The sequence below is a fragment of the Verrucomicrobiota bacterium JB022 genome, assembly GCA_030673845.1.
Classification (GTDB): domain Bacteria; phylum Verrucomicrobiota; class Verrucomicrobiia; order Opitutales; family Oceanipulchritudinaceae; genus WOUP01.
Genome location: JAUTCQ010000015.1, coordinates 62726 through 84551 on the forward strand (window position 1 = coordinate 62726; position 21826 = coordinate 84551).

The following is a 21826-nucleotide window of genomic DNA, read 5'->3' on the forward strand; positions in this document are numbered from 1 at the left end:
CCCACCCTCACGTAGTGCGTCATGCAATTTGCATGCGCTTGTGAAGGGCAGTATCTACTTTTGCGGCGCGGGGGTCGACATGGCGGCCCGGCGTGCACTGCCATTATCTTCCATGCGGCGCGGCAGCGTCATGAAAAACTCGCTGCCTTTGCCCATTTCACTCTCACACCCCACCTCGCCATTGTGGGCCAAGGCAATCTCGCGGGCGATGCTGAGGCCGAGGCCGGCGCCCTTCTTGTCCTGATGCGGGATGCGGAAAAACTTGTTGAAGACGCGCGAGCGGAACTCCGGCGCAATGCCCGGCCCTTGGTCGATGACGGAGAAGCGAACTTCGTCGGTGCCGGTGGGGCTGGCGCGCAGGACGATGTTGCCGCCGGGGGGCGAAAACTTGATCGCGTTGGAGATGAAGTTGCTCAACACCAGCTGGAGGCGGAAGGGGTCGCCCTCGATGGCGGGCAGTGTCTGGGGGGCCTCGATCTGCAGGTGCAGCTGGGCGTCTTCGACCGCCTGGCGCGATTCCTCGGCCGAGTTTTCCAACAGCTCGCGCGGCTGGAAGGTCTGGCGCTCCAGTCGCGAAGAGCCCGACTCGATCTTGCTGAGGCTCAACAGGCTCTGAATCGTCTTCAGCTGGCGGTCGAGGTCGTCCTTGGCCGTGGCGACAAGCTCGCGCTGCACCTCGTTGAGGTCGCCGAACTGCTCCTCGGAGAGCATGTAGAGCGAGAGGCGGGCACTCGTCAGCGGCGTCTTCAGCTCGTGGCTGACGATGGCGACGAGGTCGTTCTTCAAGTCGCTCGTCAGGCGCAGCTTGGTCACGTCTTGCAACATGAGCACGACGCCGCTCTTGGTGCGGTCGCCCTCGACGAAGAAGACGGTGGGGAGAAAGAAACGCTCCTCGTTGTAGACGTGGAGGATCAGGGCATCGTCGAGCTGGTCGGGCGCGTAGAGCTTGCGGCTCTCCTGCACCTGGCGGCGGAGGATGCCGACATCTTCCGGCGGGCCCTCCTGCCACTCGGGCGCGCGCAGGAGGTCTTGCGCGGCGTCGTTGGTGATGATCAGCTCGCCTTCCTGATCGTAGAAATAGAAGGCGACGGGAAGGTTTTTGACGATGGTCTCGAGCGTCATGCGCGTCTGGGTAATTTCGGCGTTGAGCAGTCGCCGGTAAGCGCGCAGGCGGTCGAGCATGCGGTTAAAGGAAAGGGCGAGGCGCCCCACCTCGTCCTGAGCGTGGTAGGAGACGCGGGTCTCGAAGTCCCCCTGGCCGATCAGCTCGGCCTTTTCGGTAAATTCCTCGATCGGGTGGACGATGCGGTCGCTGATGCGGTAGCTGAGCAGCAGGGCGAGCAGGAGGGCCGCAAAGATGGAGATGATGGTGACCCAGATGAAGGTCTCCGTGCGCATCTCGAATGCGCTGAAGGTGTCGGCGATCGACCGGCTGTTGAGCTCGATGATGCTGGCGCCGATCTCGGCAATGCGCTGTGCGGTCTCCTCCCGGCGCAGGGTGTAGCTGTTCGGGATGTTGTCGGCCGGGCTCAAGGCCATCTCCACCAGCTGGATGTGGCGGTTGACGGCTTCCTTGAGCTCGGCAGTCAATCCTTCGGCGCGCCGGTTGGCGCTGGCCTCCTGCAGGCGGAGCTGCTCCTCTATCGTCGCGCGGTTGCGCTCGATGATCTCGCCGCCTTCTTCACGGTAGCCGTTGAAGATGAGGTTGACGCCCGCGTTGGTGCGGTTGACGGCGGTGATGAGTTCGCTGACCGCGTTGGTGCTGCGGATATCTTCGTATTCGAGACGTTCGACCGTCGAGACGAGGTAGTAGGTGAGTAAAATGGCATACACCCCCACTGCCGCCATCAAGATGATCAATGGCAGGTAGGAGAGGTGAAGCTTGGTCCGCAGCTTGGTCACTTGGACAAAAGGCCCATGCGCTTCCGTTTCCGGTAGAGAGTGGCCGTATCGATACCGAGGATACGGGCCGCTTCTTCCAGGCTGTCCGCCTTGGCGAGGATGCGACGGATGTGCTCCTGCTCAAGCTCGTCCAAAGTTACTTCGTAACCGGGTCGAATGGCGCTTTCTTCGCGTTCATGGAAATCTTCGGGCAGGTCGTCGAGCTGGATCTCGTCGGCGGCGGCGAGGATCACGGAGCGCTCGATCACGTTGCGCAGCTCACGCAGGTTGCCCGGCCATTCGTAGTCGATAAACGCCTTGCGGGTGTCTTCGGCGAAGCGCGTCTGGAGCTTGCCCATGCGGGTGCGGAAAAAGTCGAGGTACTTTTCGGCCAGCGGCAGGATGTCGCCCGGGCGCTGGTTGAGCGGCGGGAGCTCGATCGAGATGACGTTGAGCCGGTAGTAGAGGTCTTCGCGGAAGGTGCCTTCGCGCACGCATTGGGCGAGGTCGCGATTGGTGGCGGCGATGAGGCGGATGTCGGCCGTGCGGGTCTTGGTCTCGCCCACGCGCTCGTATTCGCGGTCTTGCAGGAGGCGGAGGAGCTTGGGCTGGATCTCCATCGGCATTTCGCCGATTTCGTCGAGGAAGAGGGTGCCGCCGTCGGCCGCCGTCACCTTGCCCCAGGTCTCGCCGGTCGCGCCGGTGAAGGCGCCCTTGACGTGGCCGAACAACTCGCTCTCTAGCAGCTCTTTACTGAGGCTGGGGCAGTTGATGGTCACAAAAGGCTGCTCCTTGCGCTGGCTGCGCATGTGGATGTTGCGGGCCAGCACGCTCTTGCCGGTGCCGCTGGGCCCAAGCAACAGGATGGATGCCTCGGAGCTGGCCGCGCGGAAAGCGATGTCGTACGACTTGCGCATCGTTTCCTCATTCGAAGTGAGGTCGATGGCAGGGTTGTCTTCGGCCAGTTGAGACTCGAGGGCCGAGACTTTGTTCTGCAGGCGCCGGTTGTTCTCCAGCTTTTGCAGCATCTGGCGGATCTGCTCCGGGATGAAGGGCTTGGAGATGTAATCGTAGGCGCCCCGGCGCATCGCATCCACGGCGGATTCGATGGTGGAGTAGGCCGTAAATACGATTACGGGCAGGCCCTCGTCTTCCGCCACGATCTGGTCGAGCACGTCGAGGCCGCTCTCGTGGCCGAGGCGCAGGTCGAGGAAGACTGCGTCGAGTTTGTGCCCGCGGACGGCGCGCATGGCCTGGCGGCCATTCTCGGCCACTTCGGTCTTGTGGCCCATACCGTTGAGGGCGAGGGAGGTGGTGCGAAGGATGTTACGCTCGTCGTCAACGATCAAGATATGCATAGCGGGAGAGAGAGGAGGTCTGAAAGTAAAGGGCGGCCTGCCCGAGGGCAGGCCGCAGGAGAGAAGAGAGAGTAGGATCTAAGAGACAAAGGTGTATCGGGATGGAATCCGGGACGTGTCTTGAGTCGAAAAAGTCCACCGGTGAGCGCGACATGCTTCCCAAAGGAAACCGGCTCGCCTTGTGAGACGGCGAGCCGCGAAATGTCGTCCGCGCCGGAGTTGGACCTTATGACTCCTTACGCCCATCTTCCAGAGAGTCGCTGCTGATGTAGTGGTCGAGGTGGTGGGCGCGGTCTTCCATATTGAAGAGCACGCTCTTGAGCAAATGTTCGGTGCCGTAGTCGCTGAGCTTGAGGGCCTCTTCGATCGTCTCGCGGGTGTAGCGGATGAGGGCCTGCTCGTTGCTCAGCTCCAGCTCCAGGCCGTCGCGGATACGGAAGTAGCCTTCGGCCTCCACCTGCGTCACGGCCTTTTCCTGCTGGCCGGCGGGGGAGCTGGTGGGGATGCCGCCCAATACCGTCATGCGCTCGGCCACGGCGTCGAGGTCCTTATGCATCTGCTTGTAGGCCTCCTCCAGATAGAGGTGCAAATCGTGCCATTGGGGGCCTTCGACCAGCCAGTGGTGTTTTTGGGCGACGTGAAACTGGACGAAAAGCGAGCTGACGAGCACGTCCAGACGAGCGGCCAACGCGCCGGCAGCCTTTTTGGGCAGCGCGATAGGGTTTTCTTCCACTTTGTCGGGTGCGTTGAGCAGGATTGGGCTTTGCATGTTGCGCTTCATAAAGAAATTTCTGTACCCGTCGAATGCGGTTTGTGTAAGTCGTTGTTTTACAAGGCAAAGAAAATTGCCTGTTGGATAGACTAAGGCGAATTAGTGCAATTTGCAACCACATGTGGGTTGCAATATGCAAAGCGCAGCGTTTTGCCCGGCCGGTTGATCGTCGTGCCGAGTGCCATGTAGTCGCCAAATCAATCCTGCAAGATAACCGTACGGCGGTGGGCCAAATTGGAATCGCTTTTTGTAAATTGTTTATTCTAAACCAATTATCAAAAATTGGCAAAATTGGCCCGCCTCACGCTTATAGGAGGGCATGAAATCTTCCATGGACAAGCCCAAGCGCCTGGAGCGCATCTCTTTCTGGGGCGCGTGGATTTTTATTGTTCCTTCCATCATATTTGCCTTTTTCGAGCCAGTAGCGGGAATCCCGCTCTATGGCAAAGGCCTCTTGGGGGGTATCGTCTTCCTTATGATCTATGCCTCATTCAAGCGCGAGCGTGAGGGACGCCGCGTGAGAGACATGGGCAAGGACGACGCCACACGCCATCACCCACAGCCCTTTTCGTAAGAAACTTTTCCCGGGAGGCGCTTAATGCGAGACAGAGGGAAGCGCCCTCGGGAGACCTACAGAGAAATACGAGAAGCAGAGAAACGAGAAGAGAGTGTCAGCAATATAGATGAAGCCCACCCCGGGTAACCGGGGTGGGCTTTCGTCATGGCACCGTTGTGATCACTGTCTCCAGTTGGTCCGTATCCTGGCTGCGGCAGGGTGGGGCCGCAGCGGGCTATCTATGGCAAAAATCGGGCGCCAAAAAAGGCGGCCGAATTCAACTTCGCCGCCTTTTTAGAGACAAGTAGGCCCCGCCCTGCTAGGCGGGGCCCCTTGATCTAGTCTATGTCGCTGCTGATTGTCCCGGGCTCGGTCCTGCACCGATTATCTACACCCGGGCTTCCTTATCCTGCGCTGTGTCACTGAGCAAAAATCCGACTTTGATGACGACCTGCCAGTGGTGAACCTTGCCGTCGCGGACGTTGCCGCGGGTGTCGACCACCTGGAACCAGCTGAGGTTGGAGAGCGTCTGGCTGGCGCGTTCGACCGCGCTCTTGACGGCGTCTTCCATCGAGCGGGGCGAGGTGCCCGTCAGCTCGATCGTCTTGTAAACATGGTTATCCATACAAAAATTCGGGGTGTTCTTCGGGTTGGCCGACGTAGTGGGCAAGCACCGCGATCTGCTGGTGCGCCTCTGCGGCGGTCTTTTGCCACAGCTTCCACGCATCGTCGAGCGCCTTGCCTTCCAGCACGTTGAGCAGGGTGAGGCTTTGCCCCATGGCCTTGCGCTGGCGGTTGGCATACGCGGCGAGCGATTCGATCCCGGCCGTGCCGGCGGTCTTCTCGATCATGTCGCGGTAGTGCAACAAGACCGCAGCATGCTCGCACGCAGCCCGGAAGTCCGCCGCAGCATCGCCTTCCTCCCGCGAGGGGGTCGTAAGGCTAGAGGCGGAAGTAGTGGATCGCTTCAGTGGCATTGGTCTCTCCTTTTACCATTTCCGATGCCAACAACCTTGTTTCATCGCACGATTTTTACTTTTCCGGTCGCAAGGCCCGGTAAACGGTGATCGTAAGGCCTAGATTACGGGCTGCTTTCCCTGATGAACCGCCTATTGGCAGCCTTTTGTCACATGCAAAATGCCGTAAAAACGGTATTTTGCAAATGCAGCGTGCAGCTTGAGCAAGATCCGAAGGCGGAAGGCCGCGCCCTGAAGTGTGTTTCTGCCTTCACTGGAGCTGTTTGGGCACGGGATTGGCATTGTAATCACCCAACCTGAATACGCCTATGGCCATCGAAACACCCCTGGAACACCAAATCGAGGCGCGCAAGGAATCCTTCGCGCGCGAAACCCGCCAGATCCGCGATAAAATGGCGCGCCTTGGCGAAGACGCCCGCGCCGAGCTGCGGGTCGAGCTGGAGACCGCTGAATCCTTTTGGCAGCGTGCACAACGCTCTTTGCACGAGACGCCCAGCGTTTCGCGCGAATTATGGGAAGACGCCGAGCAGCGCCTGGCCGACATCAAGCGCCGCATGACGGTGTAACCGGCGACAAAAAAGACCCGGCGTCTATATAACACCGGGTCGTTCTCAAAGATCAGGAGCAGGTGGTCTCCGTTTACGTCAGCACCACTTCGCGACTGTTCCACTCGATTTCGTGGAGCTGGTCGGCGGAAACCTCCTCGGTCGTGCCTTCCTGCTTGATCTGCAGGGCCGTGATCTCCCAAGTCGTCTCATCGGCGAGGGCATCTTCCACTTCCCCGGACGGGCCGCTCGAGGGCCGGGTGCGGTAGTGGAGCAGTTCGGCGAACGAGCGCAGCGGCGAATCCGCCTCCGCTTCGTCCAACTCGGCCCGCACGGCCTGTTCGCGGTCTTCCATCCCCTGCTCGGTATCGGCGGGCATCGCGGTAATGCCTTCACCGCTCATTGCCTGCCAGTACATCGGCCACTGGTAATAGCTGGCCAGCTTCTCCTCTTCGCTGCGGGAGAAAGGCGCGTGAGGGTCCAGCTGCGGGCTCTGCTCCAACTGCTCGCGGTCCAACTCGGTCCGCAGCAGCTTTTGCGAATTGTCCACCCCGGTGATGGCGTGGGGCGAGATGAGGAGCTTGCGGTGGGGCAGCCACTCGCCGCCATCGACGACGAGGTAGCGCACATGGCGGGTCTGCTCGTCGATCAGAAAGTCGGCGATCCGCAGACCCTCCTCACCGTTGCGGCCCACCCGATACTGGAGCAAATGACTCAGTCGGGCGCTCATGGCTCTAGGCGTGTTGGTGTGCGTGCTTGCCCTCGGCCACCTCTTCGATCGCCTTGGCGTTAAAGGCCTTCAAGTCGGCCGGGCTGCGGCTGGTCACGAGGCCTTGGTCGACGACGACTTCCTCGTCCACCCAGTTGGCACCTGCGTTGATCAGGTCTTGCTTGATCGAGCCAAAGCTCGTCAGCTTGCGGCCTTCCACCACGCCGGCTTCGATCAGCATCTGCGGGCCGTGGCAAATTGCGGCGACCGGCTTGTGGGTGCGGAAAAATTGGCGCACAAAGGCGACTGCACGGTGGTTCTGGCGCAACGTGTCTGGGTTGAGCACGCCGCCTGGGAGCAGGAGGGCGTCGTAATCGCTGGGCGCGGCATCGTCGATGGTGACGTCTACCGGCACCGAGCGGCCCCAGTTGTCTTCGTCCCACCCCTTCACTTCTTTGGAGTTGGGGGAGACGATTTCCACCTTGGCGCCCGCGTCTCGCAGGGCCTTTACTGGGCTTTCAAGTTCGCTCTGTTCAAATCCGTCGGCGACCAGGCAGGCCACCTTCTTGCCATTCAAGTTGTATTGCATGGGTCGTATTGGGTTTAGGTTTGCCCAAACGTTGGCGCACGGCCCATGCCAGCAGCCTAAGTCGCTGCAAATCAACGCCACACCCTTCAGATCCTTGCACCCTGCCCGATGCAGGCAGGGTGTCTTCGCTCAATCGACAAGGGCGGGGACAGTTCGGATAGAAACAAAAAAGCGAGGTCGATGAGACCTCGCGCTAAGGGAGCATACTCAAGTGAGCTACAGGCCTATTGCAGCTTTTCGCGCAGGGCTTGGATTTCCTTGTCTTGCTCGATCAGGATCAACGTCAGCTCTTCGATTTTGCGGAGCATGGCCTGCTGTAGCTGGCTGACAGGAATGCCTTCTTTCGTCTCTTCAGCCGAAGGCACATTGGGCAGGTGGCCATGTTCTGCGATATAGGCTTCCCATTCGCGGATGTTGGGTTGTGGGTAGCCCGGTTCGAAAACGAAGTCGGCATACGTAGCCTGATCGGTGACAAGCTCGGTTGCGTAGATCTTGCCACCTACGTAGAGCTTGTAGCCCTGATATTGCACATCGTAGGCCTTGGCGTTGATAGCCACGATGGAGTTGTAGGTATTGAGTGCGCCATTGTTGATGCCTTGGCGCGTCCCGTTCATGCTGCTCCACACGAGCGTGCCGGTGGTGTTGGGGGCGTTGGTGGTTCCACTGGAGGAGGCCACGGGCTGCAAGATGGGTACCGCGCTCCCACCGGTGGCAAACTGGAGATGGGCGTAAGGCGAGGCGTTACCCTGGCGGTAGTAAAGCACATAGTAGTCGTCACCATTAATGGTCTCTTCGTAGACGGCCCAGCGGTGGTTGTCGTTGTTGGCGTAAGTGCCGTTGTAGCTGCCCGCGCCGGATTCGTTGAGCAGGGGGGCCAGCGCCGCGCCGTCACCGCGCGAGCCGAAAGCGAATTCTGCCGTGTAGCCAGAGTTTTGCGACCAATAGCCCTTTGGGCCTGCGACGAGGCGACCTTGGATGGTGGCGCTAGTGTTGGTCGCGCCGTCTTGCTTGGCCAGGCGGGCAATGCGGTACCACTGCGGTGAATCCTTGGGGATCACCCAGCCGTCAGTCTGGCCGGTGTGGCCGAGATTGACGCTGGTGTAGCCGTCGACCGACATCAGATCGAGCACCTCGACTTTCGAGCTCGAGATCGGGTGGGCGAAGTTCTGGAAGCCGTCGCTGTCGACCGGGCCAGAAATGGTGCCCGAAGTCGAGACATCCAGTTTGCCATCAAGGGCGGCATTCTGGTTGGCAATCGTCGAACCCAGGCTCGAGAGGGAGGCGGCGTAGCTGTTGAGGGTCGAGTATACATCTACGGGAGTCTGGCCGGCGCCTTCGAGGGTGAGATTTCCTGCGATGGTGGCAGAGCCTTCCACTTCCAGATCGCCTTCGGTGGCGATGGTGCTCTTGGCGGCAAGGGTATCGACGCGCGTCTGGCCGTAGCTGCTGGTTGCGTCGATCATCTCGTCATAGCCTGTGTGCAGGCGCACGTTGACCCACTTCTTGCGCTGCTCGGCGGTCCCGGCGGTGTCACCCCAGGCGACGGTCTGGAATGGGTTGGTGGAGTGATTCAGCAGGTAGTTAAACTCGCTGTTACCCTTGTTGTAAGCCTGCGCGCCGTTGTTGGCCCAGGCATTGTAGGCGTATACGTCGAGGTCGACGCCCACCGTTTCGTGAAACTTGGCGCCATAGGGTGCGCGGGCACATTTGAGGAAACTGTTGAGGTAAACATCGCGTGCGTGGATGTAGTCGATCTGGCCATCGTCGTTGGAGTCGACTCCGTAACTATGGCCGCCGGCGGAGAAGTTGATGCTGCCAAAGACGCCTTTTGCGCCTTGGAGGTAGAGGATGGAATCCACCCCGCTGCCGTCTGGCACCTGAGAGAAGGTGCCGGTGATAGTGCAGCCGTCGAAGTAGACGCCGAGAGTGCGGATGAGCTCAATGACTGAGCGGCCCGCGCGCATTTCGCCCTCCATCTTGGTATTACGCAAAATGATGTGGTTGGCCGAGGGGTACGCGCCGCCACCCTCGATCCGTAGAGCTGTGCCTTGGAAGCGCTCGAAGACACAGCTGTCGAAGATGATCTGATTGGTGGTTTCGTTTTCACCCTTGCCGAGACGCACCGCCGCCTTGGTGGGCAGGCTCGAATTGGCCTTGTACTGATTGAAGTAGCAGTTGATGAAGCGGGAGTCCCACATCTCGGTGCTATAGAGACATTCGACGAAGTGGGCCGTGTTGATCGTGACCTGATTGAAGATAACCATGCCGTTGGAGTCGTTAATCCGCACCATCTCCTTTGCGTTGTTATGCACGCTGACCGTAGAGGTGTGGGCCGAGTTGTCCATAAACAGCACCCCCTTGATCTCCACGCCTTTGTTGCGCTTGCCGCTGGGAGGGGTTAGGGAGAGGGCAGGGGCGATGCCTTTGCGGTATACGGTCGTCTGGGTCAGGACACCTTGGGCCGATGTATAGCCGCCGTCCCAGACAAACGCTTCGGCAGTATAATGGCCGTTCTGGTTGGTGACGGGCTGGATGCTGTCGTGCACTTGATAGGTGCCATACGTGCGGATCATGCTGGCCACTTTGAAGGCCTTGGCGAAGGCCACTTCATCGCCGATGCCGTTGCTGCCCGCGCTGCCGCTGGCCGCCTTGCCGTTTTGCACGACGCCAAACCAGTCGGGGCGCGTCCATCCGGCCTTCATCCGGCCTTCGAGCTGGCTGATATCCGCATCGATAATCCAGCCGGTGGTGTCCTCAATCAAGCCGTTGAGAGTGAGCTTCGTGCCGGCTCCGGTAACGGTGATGCGACCGCCATTTTCGAAGCGCAGCTTTACCTTGGAGCCGATGGTGACGCTTTGTGCGATGTCAACCGGCTCGTCGATCACGATCGTGCCATGGCCGGCCGTCCCGATGGCGGAAACCAGATCAATGAGCTCGTCGCTCCAGTCGCCGTCGGCCGTAAGAACATTTTGAGAGAGCACGTAAACGCCATCGGTCTCAGCTGTAGCGCCACGTAGCGAGAATGCACCTACGGCGAGCGTGGTGCAGAGTAAGGATATCAGTTTTGTCATAGGGTTGCCCGTAGTTGGGGCGTCTACCCCTAATCAGATATCTTCTATGTGTCACGGCTCTATTGATAGTTAATATACGTCAAATAAATCAGGTATCTTACGGTTGCATCATTGAACGATACTGGCATTATTTACCGAAATATACCGGCTGGCATGCACCCCGCTTCTGGGGTTCCAAGCCGGGCAAGGAGCGTTCTGCCGCCGGGCCGCAGGGTGCAAAACCGCAGACAAAAAAACGCCCTCCCCCGTAAGGGAAGGGCGTTCGTAAAACAAGTTTGGGCAGGGCGGCTTAGTTGGCCGGCATGCCGGCCACGGTGAAGTCGATCTGGCGCTTGAAGCGGTCGACCTGATAGGTGACGACTTCGATGCGCTGGCCGAGCTTGAACTTGCGCTTGCTGCGGCGGCCTACGAGCGCGTCCTGGTCGCGGCTGACGGAGTAGAAGTCGTCCGTAAGCGAGCTGGTGGGGATGAGCCCGAAGGCCATCGAATCGACCAGCTCGATAAACAGGCCGTGGTTGCGCACGTCGGTGATGATGGCGGGGAAGGTCTGGCGCTTGGGCTTCTCCAGTTGACGCTCGAAGAACTCCAGCAGCTTGATCTTGTTGGACTCGCGCTCGGCCTCGGTGCTGTTCTGCTCGGTAATGGAGAGGTGCTGCGCGATGGTGGCGAGCATCTCCGGCGTATAGTGGGGGAGGGTCTTGTCGAGGCGCTTCCGGGCGGCGTCCTCGCCGCTGCGGGCGAGGTGCAGGTCGAAGATGCGGTGCACAATCAAGTCGCTATAGCGGCGGATGGGGGAGGTGAAGTGCGTGTAATCCTTCTTGCCGAGGCCGTAGTGGCCGTCGGGCGTGGCGCGATATTGGGCCTGCTTGAGGCTGCGCAGCAGTTGCACGCGCAGGAGGTAGCTCTGCGGGTGGCTCTTGATCTTTTGCAGCAGCTGGATCACGTGCTTCTTGACCGAGAGGTCGCCCGTGGAGATGCCGACCTGCTCCATGTATTCGCTCAGGTCGTCGAGCTTTTCCGCGTCGGGCTTGTCGTGCACGCGGTGGATCAGCGGGATGTTGCGGTGGTTGAGCACCTTGGCCACACCCTCGTTGGCCGCCAGCATGAATTCCTCGATCAGCTGGTGACTCTCGTCGTGCTCGATCTTCACGATCCGGTCGGCCCAGCCTTCGGGGTCGACGTAGATCTTCGACTCGGGCATGTCGAGGTCGAGGCTGCCGTAGCGCATCCGTTTTTGGCGGAGTTTCTTGGCCACGCCCCAGAGCTGTTGCAGCTTGGCCTTGATCTGGCCCAGCTCGTCGTTGCTCAAGGTGTCGAGCGCGCGGCCGGTGCTGCCCGTCTGGTGTGCGGGCGGCCGGGGCATGGCGCGGACCTTGTCGAGGTCGTCCTCAAACAACAGCGCATAGGCCTGTTCGTAGGTCAGGCGCTTGCGGGAGAAGATGACGGTGTTGGCAAAAGTCGTGTCCAGCAGCTTGCCGCCTTTGGAGTATTTGAGGAAGACGCTCTTGGTCAGGCGATCCTCGCCTTCCACCAGTGAGCAGACGCCGTTGGAGAGGGCGTGGGGCAGCATGGGGATCACGCGGCCTACCAGGTAAGTACTGTTGCCGCGGCGACGGGCTTCCTGATCGAGGGCGGTGCCGGGCTTCACGTAGGCGCTGACGTCGGCGATGTGCACGCCCACGGTCACGTTGCCATCGTCGTCTTCCTCGATGCTGAGGGCATCGTCGAAGTCCTTGGCGTCCTGCGGGTCGATGGTGAAGACGAACTGGTCGCGCAGGTCGAGGCGCTCCTGCAGTTGCTGCGGCGTCACCTTGTCCGGCAATTCGCGGACTTCGCGCATGACGTCGTCCGGGAATTCCGGATCGAGTGAATACTGGTGGAGCAACGCCTTGTACTCGGCACCCGGCGTGTGGGTGCGGCCGAGCACTTCGATGATCTCGCCTTCGGGGGCGAGGTGCGGCTTTTCCCACTCCATCAGCTGCACGACCACCTTGTCGTCGATCTTTGGAGCCGGGTCGAGCCCCGTGCTTTCGGGGGCGTTGACGAGGATGTCGTGCACGATGCGAGGCTCGTCGGGGATGACGAACCAGTAGCGGCGGCTCTGTCGCAGGGTGCCGGTAATGGTGGGGTGTGCGCGCTCCAGGATGCGGATGATGCGCCCGGTTTCTTCTTCCTGCTCGATCACGGAGACGGCACCGCCTTCCTTGGTGCGGTGGACGCGGCGGCGCGGCTTGCGGTGGTTGAGGCGGGCGACCACGCGGTCGCCATGCAGGGCGGTGCTGGTGTCTTCGGCGCGGATCTGGAGCGGGGGCAGTTGTTTGCCCGTGCTGTCAGGGTCGCGCAGCAGGATGGCCGAGCCGCTTTGGCGAAAGCGAACGATACCCGTCACGAGGTCGGCGTCGCGCGGCAGGCAGACGCGGTTCTTCTTCAGTTTGACGAGCGTGCCCTGGCGCAGGTGCTTGTTGACCTCCGCGCGGAACTCCGGGAACTCCTCTTCCGGGACCTGCAGGGCCTCAGCCAGGCGGTCAACCGTTTGCGGGATGTAGTCTTTGCGCTTGAGGTGCTCAAGCAAGCGAGGGAGATAGAACATCCCATTATAATACAGGTACTAGCCGTACTGGCAATGCGCGATACGCTGGTGGACTCGGGGCTTGCGCGGTGGGGGTAGGGGCGGCATGGTCCCAGCCGTCCCTCTCTGCTTTCTCATGAAGATCCTGTTCACCTTTGCCATCAGTGATTTTACCGGCGCTAGCCGGATGGGCCTCAGCTATGTCAAGGCGCTGCGCGACGCGGGCCATGAAGTGATCTGCGTTTCGCAAGAGCCGCCGAAAGAGGGCGAGTCGATTGTCCCGAGGCTACGCGCCGAGGGCTTTGAAGTGCTGCACTTGGGGAATTTTCTGACGGTAGCCAATCCGTTGCTGGTGTGGCGGCTGGCGGTGTTGATGCGCCAGCGCGGAGTACAGCTCGCCAGCAGCATGAATCAGGGGGACGTGAAGACGACGGCTTGGGCGGCGCTGCTCGCGCGGGTGCCTTACGCCCCGCAGGTCCAGAACCTCCGTATGTTTGGCGCGGGGGTGGGAGGCAGAATAAAGGGGGCGCTCTATGGCCTCTCCATGTGGGCGAGTACAGACTTGGCGATCGCTTCTTCGGGGGCGACGGAGGCGGAGACGATTCGCCGCTTCGATGTGCCGGCGGAAAACGTGGTCTGCGTGCACAATGCGATCGACCCGTCGCAACTCTCCACCTTCGAGCCTGGGGCGCGGGAAGCTTTGCGGGCGGAGCTGGGGCTGGAGCCACATCACTTTGCATTTACCTGCGTCGGGCGGCTGGGGGAGCAAAAAGGCCAGCTTGTCTTGCTGGAGGCGTGGGCTCATTTCGTGCGCCGTTTTCCGCACGCGCGCTTGTTGCTGGTGGGCGATGCGGGCTCGGGCATGGCGGCGGAAGAGGCTTACAAGGCCCGCTTGCTCAAGATGGCGGAAGAGCTCGAGCTGCACGATAGCGTGCATTTCCTCGGTTGGCGCAACGACGTGGCCGCCCTCCATCATGCGAGCGACGGGTACGTGCACCCGGCAATGTGGGAGGGCTTTCCGCTGGCCGTGCTGGAAGCTTTCGGCGCAGGCCTGCCGGTTATCATGAGCGACTGCGTCGGCCGCCCACGTGGATTTGTGGACGACGTGCACGGCTACTTGGTGCCCAAGGGAGAACCGGCCCCGCTCGCTGCTGCGATGGCGCGCCTGCTGGAGAAAAACGGGGCGGAGCGAGCGGCCATGGGAGAGGCCTGCCGTGCCTTGTTGTCGCAGGAGTTTGATATTCGGCGCAATGCCCGGCGACTGGCCCGCTGCATGGAGCTGGCCGCTCAAGGGTAATGACTACTCCGCATCCCCCGGGTAGACCAGACCGACTTTGGAGCGCAGGGCGTCGATCTGGGCGAGCACAGCGTGGGTCTGGCGGTGGGGGACGACGGCGCTCTCCTTCAAGCCTTCGGCGAGGCAGTGGTAGACTTCTTCGGCTTCGAAGGAGAGGGGGCTGCCGTCGGTGGGGTAGGCTTCTTCCTGCCATTCCCCGTGGTAGGCGCGCCAGCGGATGCCTTGTGGATCCCAGCGGCGCAGGTGCAGCAGCTCGATCTGCCCGTCTTCGCAAAAGATGCGGATGCTTTCTTCCTGGCTGCCGTAAATCCCGCAGCGCAGGAAAGCGCTGGCGCCGCTGGCGTAGCGGCAGAGCAGGGCGGCTTGTTCGTCGACGCCGGTCGGCCCCATCTGCAGGGCGGAATCGGTTGACTCGGGCGCGCCGAGGAGCAGGTAGGCCAGAGAGAGCGGGTAGACGCCGACGTCCAGCAGGCCGCCTCCGCCCAGGCTGGGTTCGTAAAAGCGGCTGCCCTCCTTGCGCGGTGCATGAAAGCAAAAGCTGGCCTCCAGGTGGCGGATGGGGCCGAGGTCGCCCCTGTCTACCAGCTCCATTGCGCGCTGGATGGCGGGCTGGAAGGGTGTCTTCATCGCTTCCATGAAAAATGCGCCCTGGGCGACGGCGAGGCGTTGCAATTCGTCAAATTGCCGCGCGTTGAGGGTTACGGGCTTTTCGCACAGCACCGCTTTACCTGCCTGCAACGCGTCGCGAGCAGTGGCAAAGTGCGCGGGGTGGGGCGTGGCGATATACACGGCTCGCACCTTCGGGTCGGCCAACACGGCGTCGAAGTCGTCGGTGGCGGTGGCGAAACCGTATTTTTCCGCAAAACGCTGGGCGCGTTCGTGGGTGCGGGAGACGACGGCATAGCGCACGGCCTGCCCCGGAAGCTGTTTCAGGCCCCGGGCGAACTCGCTCGCGATGTCGCCGGTGCCGACAATGGCCCAATGCACGGGTTTCATGCGGCGCACGTTAACGGCGGGCAGCGCGTCTGCCAATCTGCAATGCTCATCCGGCCATCAATTGGCGGCGGAAGATAAAAAAGACGGCGCCGCAGATGCAGAGCCCTGCCCAGAGATAATCCCAGGTGAGCCGCTCGCGCATGATCAGGAGGGAAAACGGGACAAAGATCGTGAGTGAAATCACTTCTTGCAGGATTTTGAGCTGCGCGACGCTCATCACAGTGTGTCCGGTCCGGTTAGCCGGCACCTGCAGTAGATACTCGAAGAGCGCAATGCCCCAGCTGACGAGCGCAGCGATGACCCACGGCTGGTGGGCCTGGTTCTTCAGGTGCCCATACCAGGCGTAGAGCATGAAGAAATTGCTGCAGCAAAGCAGGGCGACGGTGATGAAGTAGGGCTTCATGGCGTAGGAAGCTGCATCTGATACGATACCGGTAGCCCCGCTGCAAGGGTGAGGCGAGCGCAGCGTTACGAAATTCGTCTTTGCGAAATGCATCTGTCTCGTCCGTGTGTAAAAATCCTAAACAATTTTTAACACGTTATGAACAGCAAGAACGGATGTTTTTATTGTTTGGGATGTAACACCTATAAAATAAAAAATAAGGCCTCTTTTAGGATTTCAAAAGACCCCGGTAGGTATGCGTAATAATCCAAGCGCAATCTGCACGGATACAGGCCTGTGGTATTGCATAAAGTGTACTAAAACGCATGGCGCACGATCAGTTACACGTTTTGAGAGGCGATTTGCAATTCACGTTTGTAGGGGGATTGCGCGGTGTGAACTGAAGCTCATATTTCACCTGAGTGATAGACCCTTATTTTAGACGAGCGTTCGGTCTATGGTGATCAAAAACAAGGTTAGGTGCTTTAGCCCTGCTTTTGAGCAGGATTTTTTAAGACCCTCTGGATTAATAATATAGGGGATAGATTTTGCGTGTTTCAGGATTGGGAGCTTTTTCGTCGAGCGCCTGGCTGGTAGGGTGTTATATAGAGGTTATTGGGTGTATTGAGTAGTCGCTTTGCTCTCTGCCTAGCCCTAATCGTGCAGGTTGTTAAAGGTGTGTGCTTTTTGCCATTTCATTTTGAAATGTAGCGTCTATTCCCGATTGTGAAGTAGTGGTAAAAGGGCCGGGTGGCATCGTAAAAACCCTTGATGATGAGAGGCGATCCGCAGGTTGGGGAAAACAATGCAGCGAAGTGGTACGTAAAGTGTTTTTGGAGGCTCAGGGGTGCTCCCCTCTAGTCACACTCAACTCGTTCACAGAATGAAACTGAATCGCTTATTCTTTGCGGTGGGCGCAATGCTCACCCCCTTTGCCATGCAGGCTGCAGCCCCGACCGCGGGTCTGCTCGCACACTGGACCTTCGACGATACCGGTTCTGCTACCGCGATCGACGCTACGGGCAATGGTCATGACGCCATGTTGGTCGGTGGTGCCGAACAGGTCGCCGACGGCATGAAGTACGGTGCGCTGCGCACCTACGATGCCGACGACGGCGCTATCTGGACCTCGACCGACTCTCCCCAGATCACCATCACCGCCTGGGTCAAGCCGGGCAGCGAGACGGTCTTCCCGCAAAACCCCCGCGTGGTGGAAACCAACGGCTACCGTTTCTTCGTCTCCTACGACGAATATAAGGTCGACCTCGTGTTCGAACAGGACTTCAAGACCGGTGGCGGTCAGGCCCGTGCCAAGTGGCGCATCGTGCTGCCCTACAACTACGCCGAGACGTGGATGCACGTCGGCGTGTCGTTTGACCGCACCAACGTTGCCAACGCCCCCACCTTCTACGTGAATGGCGCCCCGGAAACGAAGATCCTCGACCACGTCCCGCCGCCCGCCGCCGGTAACGCCATCGGCTATTCCTTCCGCGCCTCGATCGGCAACAACCCGCAGCTCTACCGTGGCTATCAAGGCTACATCGACGAGATCCGCATCTACAACCGCATCCTCTCCGGCTCGGAAGTGAATGACATCTACGAAGAAGACTATCCCTTCTTCTTCTTCCCGGGCCTCGTCGACATCGGTGGTGGCCTGCATGATCTGCCCTTCTACGGCATCGTCGACATCTCCAGCTTCCCGGACGTGTGGCACCAAGAGCACGGCTGGCTCAACTTCGCCTACCTGACCCTGCGTCCCGATGACGAAGTCTACACCGCCTACGACCAAAAGCTGCGCTGGATCGTCTTCAGCCGCAACAACTACCCCCGCATCTACAGCTACACGCTGGATGATGACCTGGAGTACCACATCGGCACCGACAATCCGCGCGTCTTCACGAACCTCGAAGACATGTCGATTCTCAACATCATGGACTAAGCCGGGGCGGACTGCCTGAGTGTTTTATCCATCTTTGGCTCCCGGCTTTGCTGCCGGGAGCTTTTTTATATTTGAGGGGCTGTATTCTCGGCACCCCCGCCTTGTGAAATACCCATTTTTGTGCTTTCGGTGTAAGCAAGGTGCCTGTTTCCAACACATTCCCGACTCTTACCAATCACTTGGGCGAACGCCTCGACGCCACTTGGCATGCCGCTGAGGGCAAGGCCGAGGGCGCCGCACCGCTGGTGCTGATCGGCCACGGCCTCACGGCCAACAAGGACCGGCCCTGGGCCGTCGCGCTGGCCAAGGCGTTGGCCGCCGCCGGCTTCGACGCCGTGCGCTTTTCCTACGCCGGCAATGGCGGTTCGGAGGGCGACTTCGCCGCCGCCACCATCACCAAGGAAGTAGCAGACCTCCGGGCCGTCATCGCGCAATGCGCCGGTCGCGAGCTCTACTACGTAGGCCACAGCATGGGCGGCGCGGTCGGTACGCTTACCCTAGAGCGCGCCTTCAGCATCAAGGGCTTCGTCTCCCTGGCCGGCATGGTCGAGACCAAGCGCTTTGTGGTGGACGAATTTGGCGACCACACGCCCGGCCAGGACGAGATGTGGGGCGAAGAAGGCTTCCCGCTCAGCCAGTGCTTTGTCGACGACCTCACGCACATCCGCAGCACCCTGCCGCACGCGGGCGACATCCAGTGCCCCACGCTCGTGGTGCACGGTACGGCCGACGATCTCGTGCCGGTGCGCGAAGGCCGCGCGTTTTACGAAGCCCTGCGCTGTCCGAAGGCCTGGCACCCCATCGAAGGGGGCGACCACATGTTCAACGGCGAAGCGCTCGGCGAGATGACGGCCACCGTCGTTTCCTGGCTGCAACAGCAAGTCGGGGCCGCTCCGGTGCAGATTGCCGGGGTTGCGCGCGAAAAGCTGCGCGTCGGCCTCGTCGGGGTGGGGCGCATGGGCGCCAATATCGCCCGCCACCTGCAATTTGACTCCGGCTACCGCGTCTCGGCGGTCTACGACATCCACCGCGAATCGGCCCAGCAACTGGCCGCCGAACTCGATACGCAAGCGGTGGAAAAGCTCGCCGACGTCACCGCGCACGCCGATGTGATCCTCACTGTGGTGACGAACGACGCCGCCATGCGCGCCATCTTCTTTGGCGACGAAGACAACCTGCTGCTCGGCGCGGCGGGCAAGACCTTCATCAATTGCGCCACCATCACCCCCGCCATCCATCAGGAGGTGGAGAAGGCGGCCAAGTCAATCGGCGCCTACAGCCTCGAAGCCCCCATGGCATCGAGCATCCCGCAGGCGCGCAGCGGCACGCTCTTCCTCATGGTCGGCGGTGAGCCCCAGGTCTTCGACCGCCTGCGCCCGCTGCTCGAAGATATGAGCAGCTCCCTGTATTACACCGGGGGTGCCGGCACGGCGGCGCAGGTCAAGGCGCTCGTCAACATGGTGATGAACATCAACACGGCTGGGCTGGCCGAAGGCCTTGGCCTGGCCACGGCCCTCGGGCTCGACCCGGTGATGGTGAAGCAGATCTTCTCCCGCACCGGTGCCAATAGCCGGGTGCTCGAGACCGACGGCGACGACATGATTGCTCGCGAGCACGAGACCTACTTCTCCGGCGCCCATGCGGCCAAGGACAGCGGTATCGCCCTGCAGCTCGCGCAAACCCTCGGCCTCAGCCTGCCGCTCGCCACCGCCACGCGCATGCAGTACGACCAGCTGACCGCCATCGGCCTCGGCCATCTCGATAAGTCCGCCATTGCCGAGCTGACCTTCCCCGACCGCCACGCCAGCCAAAGCTGCAAGATCAAGCGGGATTAGAGCCGCTGTTGAGCGGACAAAGACGGAATGAAGTCTTGGCAATTTGACCGTTTGTTAAATCTTTGGTGGCACCCCTCCGGGGTGCATTCTTGACCTTGATCACCCGGGGTATCGGTCCGCTACTGCGGACCTCAACCCCGCGCTAAGAGCTGGCAAGCCTCTGGCTTGCTGCATGATCCAGCATCCTGAAGGGATGCTAGCGAAATAGCCGGTGGTTGAGGACGCTTGGCGTCCGACACCACCGGATCGTTCTGAACCAAAGGCTGCACCCCGGAGGGGGTGCCACTGCGAAAGGGCATACCTCGGGGTGCTTTTTTGTGTGAGGTTGAAGAGGATTATGCCCGCACCGCTGCCTGCTTGATTTCGGGCAGCTTGCGGAACGAGACGCTGAGGCGGTTCCAGCTGTTGATCGAGGCGATGTTCCAGGTGAGGTCGACCAGCTCGGCATCGTCGAAATGCTCGGCCACTTCTTCGTAGGTGGCGTCGGGCACGCCCGTGTCGGCCAGCAGCGTCACACTCTCGGCCCATTCGAAGGCGGCACGTTCGCGAGCGGTATAGACGGGGCTCTCGCGCCAGACCACCAGCAAGTCGATCTTTTCGGTCGGCACTCCTGCTTCGCGCAGCAGGTTGATGTGCATGTTGACGCAGAACGCGCAGCCGTTGATCTGCGATACCCGGAGCTTCACCAGCTCCAGCAGCTTGTGCCCGAGGCTGCTTTGTTTGAGGTAGCCTTCGATGCTCATCTGGGCCTTCAGGGCCGGTTGTGCAAAAGGAAAGTAATCGAGTCGTGGTTCCATGCTGGGATCTTAACCTGAAATGGTTTATGCAGTAGGTCCATTTCGGGTGTAATTAATTGGACCATTATGCGCCGCGCTCCTCATCAAGATATCGCCCTGCCGCCCCCTCGCCTGGGTGAGACCTGGCAACGCTGGCTCTATCGTGAGTTGCGCGACCGTATTCTGGCGGGGCAACTCCCGCCGGGCAGCCGCCTGCCCTCGACACGCAACCTTGCCCGGCAACACACCATTGCCCGCGGTACGGTGGTGGCGGTGTATGAGCAGTTGGCGCTCGAAGGCTATGTGGAGAGCAAGGTCGGCTCTGGCAGTGTCGTGGCAAGTGCCTTGGCCAAGCCCACCCATCTCCAGCCTCCGCGTATCGAGAGCGAGCCATCGCGCCGGGCCCTACCCAAGACGAAGGCCCAACCCTTCCCGGTACGACCGGAGGGGCACGAGCAGCGGGCATTTCGGGCCAACCAGCCCGCGTTGGATGCCTTCCCGCTCGACCAGTGGGCGCGCCTGCACGGGCGGGTCCTGCGGCGGCTGACGGCGCGCGATCTGGCCGGTGGCGACGCTCGGGGCTGGGAGCCCTTGCGAGTGGCGGTCGCAGGCTATTTGGCGCAGGCGCGGGGCATACAGGCTTCGCCGGAGCAAGTCTTCATTACCTCCGGCACCCAGCAAGCCTTCGATCTCGTGGCGCGGCTGTTGGCAAAGCCCGGCGCACTGGCGGTGATGGAAGAGCCAGGTTACGTTGGCGCTACCCCCGTCCTGCAACAGGCGGGGTGGGGCGTCCAGCCGGTGCCGGTTGACGGCCAGGGCCTGCGGGTCGATGCACTACCAAGAGCGGCCAACCTCTGCTACGTCACCCCGGCGCACCACTTCCCGACGGGCGCTCTGCTGGGGCTGGAGCGTCGCCTGCGGCTGCTGGAGTGGGCGCGGACCACAGGAGCCTGGATCTTTGAGGACGATTACGATGGTGAATACCGCTTCGACGGGCGGCCGGTGGCGAGTCTGCAAAGCCTTGATCGCGACGGCGTGCTCTACGCTTTCACCTTTACCAAGCTGCTCTTCCCGGCGATCAGGCTGGGTTGCATGGTCGTGCCTCCGGCCTTGGTCGAGCCCTTGTTGCAATTCCGCGCCCTGGTCGATCGCTTCCCACCGGTGATCGAGCAGGCGGTGCTGGCGGAGTTTATCGCGCAGGGGCAGTTTGCGCAGCACATGCGGCGGATGCGCGAGCTGTACGCGGGCCGACGCGCCTTGTTGGCCGAGCTGGCGCAGGCGCACTGGGGCGAACGCCTGCGGCTGGAGACGGCGCATGCGGGCCTGCAGGCGGCGGCGTGGCTGCCAGCAGGGGTAGACGACTGTGAACTGGTGCGGGCGCTGCAAGAAGTGGACGTCGAGGCCCTGCCCATTTCGACCGCCTACGCCGATCCGTTTCAGGCTCGCCACGGGCTTCTCCTGGGCTTTGCCGCCGCTTCCGAAGCGGAGTTGCGCCGTGGTGCCGAAGCGGTCGCCCGGGTGCTGGACAAATCACTCACAAAATAGTGAGCGGCAGTGTCCTCGCTGGCGGGGCT

18 protein-coding genes and 1 pseudogene are annotated in these 21826 nt (G+C 61.1%); 7 read left to right on the forward strand and 12 right to left on the reverse strand.

Annotated elements, in window-relative coordinates:
- Positions 1–54: 54 nt before the first annotated feature.
- From Q7P63_10805 to Q7P63_10815, 3 genes are all read right to left on the reverse strand, one after another.
- The gene (locus tag Q7P63_10805) at positions 55–1902 is read right to left on the reverse strand and encodes an ATP-binding protein (GenBank protein MDP0500578.1); all 1848 of its coding nucleotides are present in this window, start codon (positions 1900–1902) and stop codon (positions 55–57) included.
- The gene (locus tag Q7P63_10810) at positions 1899–3239 is read right to left on the reverse strand and encodes a sigma-54 dependent transcriptional regulator (protein MDP0500579.1); all 1341 of its coding nucleotides are present in this window, start codon (positions 3237–3239) and stop codon (positions 1899–1901) included. The genes Q7P63_10805 and Q7P63_10810 overlap by 4 nt, the downstream gene beginning before the upstream one ends.
- 226 nt (positions 3240–3465) lie before the next feature.
- Complete coding sequence (locus Q7P63_10815; protein MDP0500580.1) at positions 3466–4008, reverse strand: ferritin-like domain-containing protein; 543 nt, start codon at positions 4006–4008, stop codon at positions 3466–3468.
- A 334-nt stretch (positions 4009–4342) separates the two neighbouring features.
- Here Q7P63_10815 and Q7P63_10820 point away from each other — a divergent pair, with 334 nt between their 5' ends.
- Complete coding sequence (locus Q7P63_10820) at positions 4343–4585, forward strand: hypothetical protein (GenBank protein ID MDP0500581.1); 243 nt, start codon at positions 4343–4345, stop codon at positions 4583–4585.
- A 370-nt stretch (positions 4586–4955) separates the two neighbouring features.
- Here Q7P63_10820 and Q7P63_10825 read toward each other — a convergent pair whose 3' ends face one another.
- Both Q7P63_10825 and Q7P63_10830 read right to left on the reverse strand, forming a co-directional pair.
- Entirely contained in the window at positions 4956–5192 is a 237-nt protein-coding gene (locus tag Q7P63_10825) for a dodecin family protein (protein ID MDP0500582.1), read from the reverse strand.
- A complete protein-coding gene (locus Q7P63_10830; protein ID MDP0500583.1) occupies positions 5185–5544 on the reverse strand; it encodes a hypothetical protein in 360 nt (119 codons plus the stop codon). Before Q7P63_10830 ends, Q7P63_10825 begins: the two co-directional genes overlap by 8 nt.
- Positions 5545–5852: 308 nt before the next feature.
- Here Q7P63_10830 and Q7P63_10835 point away from each other — a divergent pair, with 308 nt between their 5' ends.
- Positions 5853–6110: a hypothetical protein gene (locus Q7P63_10835; protein MDP0500584.1), complete on the forward strand. Its 258-nt coding sequence runs from the start codon at positions 5853–5855 to the stop codon at positions 6108–6110.
- Positions 6111–6183: 73 nt separating this feature from the next.
- Here Q7P63_10835 and Q7P63_10840 read toward each other — a convergent pair whose 3' ends face one another.
- The 4 genes from Q7P63_10840 to Q7P63_10855 form a co-directional block, all read right to left on the reverse strand.
- Complete coding sequence (locus Q7P63_10840; protein MDP0500585.1) at positions 6184–6819, reverse strand: PRC-barrel domain-containing protein; 636 nt, start codon at positions 6817–6819, stop codon at positions 6184–6186.
- Positions 6820–6823: 4 nt separating this feature from the next.
- Complete coding sequence (locus Q7P63_10845; protein MDP0500586.1) at positions 6824–7387, reverse strand: type 1 glutamine amidotransferase domain-containing protein; 564 nt, start codon at positions 7385–7387, stop codon at positions 6824–6826.
- A gap of 224 nt (positions 7388–7611) precedes the next feature.
- Positions 7612–10458 (reverse strand): hypothetical protein, encoded by a 2847-nt coding sequence (locus tag Q7P63_10850; GenBank protein ID MDP0500587.1) that lies wholly within the window; start codon positions 10456–10458, stop codon positions 7612–7614.
- Between the two features lie 289 nt (positions 10459–10747).
- Positions 10748–13048 (reverse strand): RNB domain-containing ribonuclease, encoded by a 2301-nt coding sequence (locus tag Q7P63_10855; protein ID MDP0500588.1) that lies wholly within the window; start codon positions 13046–13048, stop codon positions 10748–10750.
- Between the two features lie 115 nt (positions 13049–13163).
- On the opposite strand from Q7P63_10855, the gene Q7P63_10860 reads away from it, so the two are divergent.
- Positions 13164–14324, forward strand: coding sequence for a glycosyltransferase family 4 protein (locus Q7P63_10860; GenBank protein MDP0500589.1), 1161 nt, complete (start codon positions 13164–13166; stop codon positions 14322–14324).
- Between the two features lie 3 nt (positions 14325–14327).
- Here Q7P63_10860 and Q7P63_10865 read toward each other — a convergent pair whose 3' ends face one another.
- Entirely contained in the window at positions 14328–15320 is a 993-nt protein-coding gene (locus Q7P63_10865) for a Gfo/Idh/MocA family oxidoreductase (protein ID MDP0500590.1), read from the reverse strand.
- A 46-nt stretch (positions 15321–15366) separates the two neighbouring features.
- Positions 15367–15723 carry a DMT family protein gene (locus Q7P63_10870; GenBank protein ID MDP0500591.1) on the reverse strand — a complete coding sequence of 119 codons (357 nt, stop codon included), beginning with the start codon at positions 15721–15723 and terminating at the stop codon, positions 15367–15369.
- 862 nt (positions 15724–16585) lie between these two features.
- On the opposite strand from Q7P63_10870, the gene Q7P63_10875 reads away from it, so the two are divergent.
- The 3 genes and pseudogenes from Q7P63_10875 (at position 16586) to Q7P63_10885 (ending at position 19476) form a co-directional block, all read left to right on the forward strand.
- Positions 16586–17641 (forward strand): LamG-like jellyroll fold domain-containing protein, encoded by a 1056-nt coding sequence (locus Q7P63_10875; GenBank protein ID MDP0500592.1) that lies wholly within the window; start codon positions 16586–16588, stop codon positions 17639–17641.
- 245 nt (positions 17642–17886) lie between these two features.
- Positions 17887–18516: pseudogene (locus tag Q7P63_10880) on the forward strand (alpha/beta hydrolase).
- 21 nt (positions 18517–18537) lie between these two features.
- Positions 18538–19476 (forward strand): NAD(P)-dependent oxidoreductase, encoded by a 939-nt coding sequence (locus Q7P63_10885; GenBank protein MDP0500593.1) that lies wholly within the window; start codon positions 18538–18540, stop codon positions 19474–19476.
- Positions 19477–19811: 335 nt separating this feature from the next.
- Here Q7P63_10885 and Q7P63_10890 read toward each other — a convergent pair whose 3' ends face one another.
- Positions 19812–20273: a carboxymuconolactone decarboxylase family protein gene (locus tag Q7P63_10890; GenBank protein ID MDP0500594.1), complete on the reverse strand. Its 462-nt coding sequence runs from the start codon at positions 20271–20273 to the stop codon at positions 19812–19814.
- 66 nt (positions 20274–20339) lie between these two features.
- On the opposite strand from Q7P63_10890, the gene Q7P63_10895 reads away from it, so the two are divergent.
- A complete protein-coding gene (locus Q7P63_10895) occupies positions 20340–21797 on the forward strand; it encodes a PLP-dependent aminotransferase family protein (GenBank protein ID MDP0500595.1) in 1458 nt (485 codons plus the stop codon).
- The last annotated feature ends 29 nt before the right edge of the window (positions 21798–21826 follow it).

Excerpts from the sequence above, each read along its gene's own strand:
- Q7P63_10845 (MDP0500586.1), bottom strand. The coding sequence starts at position 7,387 with ATGCAATACAACTTGAATGGCAAGAAGGTGGCCTGCCTGGTCGCCGAC.
- Q7P63_10890 (MDP0500594.1), bottom strand. The coding sequence starts at position 20,273 with ATGGAACCACGACTCGATTACTTTCCTTTTGCACAACCGGCCCTGAAG.
- Q7P63_10855 (MDP0500588.1), bottom strand. The coding sequence starts at position 13,048 with ATGTTCTATCTCCCTCGCTTGCTTGAGCACCTCAAGCGCAAAGACTAC.
- Q7P63_10825 (MDP0500582.1), bottom strand. The coding sequence starts at position 5,192 with ATGGATAACCATGTTTACAAGACGATCGAGCTGACGGGCACCTCGCCC.
- Q7P63_10895 (MDP0500595.1), top strand. The coding sequence starts at position 20,340 with ATGCGCCGCGCTCCTCATCAAGATATCGCCCTGCCGCCCCCTCGCCTG.
- Q7P63_10830 (MDP0500583.1), bottom strand. The coding sequence starts at position 5,544 with ATGCCACTGAAGCGATCCACTACTTCCGCCTCTAGCCTTACGACCCCC.
- Q7P63_10820 (MDP0500581.1), top strand. The coding sequence starts at position 4,343 with ATGGACAAGCCCAAGCGCCTGGAGCGCATCTCTTTCTGGGGCGCGTGG.
- Q7P63_10870 (MDP0500591.1), bottom strand. The coding sequence starts at position 15,723 with ATGAAGCCCTACTTCATCACCGTCGCCCTGCTTTGCTGCAGCAATTTC.
- Q7P63_10850 (MDP0500587.1), bottom strand. The coding sequence starts at position 10,458 with ATGACAAAACTGATATCCTTACTCTGCACCACGCTCGCCGTAGGTGCA.
- Q7P63_10865 (MDP0500590.1), bottom strand. The coding sequence starts at position 15,320 with ATGAAACCCGTGCATTGGGCCATTGTCGGCACCGGCGACATCGCGAGC.
- Q7P63_10815 (MDP0500580.1), bottom strand. The coding sequence starts at position 4,008 with ATGCAAAGCCCAATCCTGCTCAACGCACCCGACAAAGTGGAAGAAAAC.
- Q7P63_10875 (MDP0500592.1), top strand. The coding sequence starts at position 16,586 with ATGAAACTGAATCGCTTATTCTTTGCGGTGGGCGCAATGCTCACCCCC.
- Q7P63_10840 (MDP0500585.1), bottom strand. The coding sequence starts at position 6,819 with ATGAGCGCCCGACTGAGTCATTTGCTCCAGTATCGGGTGGGCCGCAAC.
- Q7P63_10860 (MDP0500589.1), top strand. The coding sequence starts at position 13,164 with ATGAAGATCCTGTTCACCTTTGCCATCAGTGATTTTACCGGCGCTAGC.
- Q7P63_10810 (MDP0500579.1), bottom strand. The coding sequence starts at position 3,239 with ATGCATATCTTGATCGTTGACGACGAGCGTAACATCCTTCGCACCACC.
- Q7P63_10835 (MDP0500584.1), top strand. The coding sequence starts at position 5,853 with ATGGCCATCGAAACACCCCTGGAACACCAAATCGAGGCGCGCAAGGAA.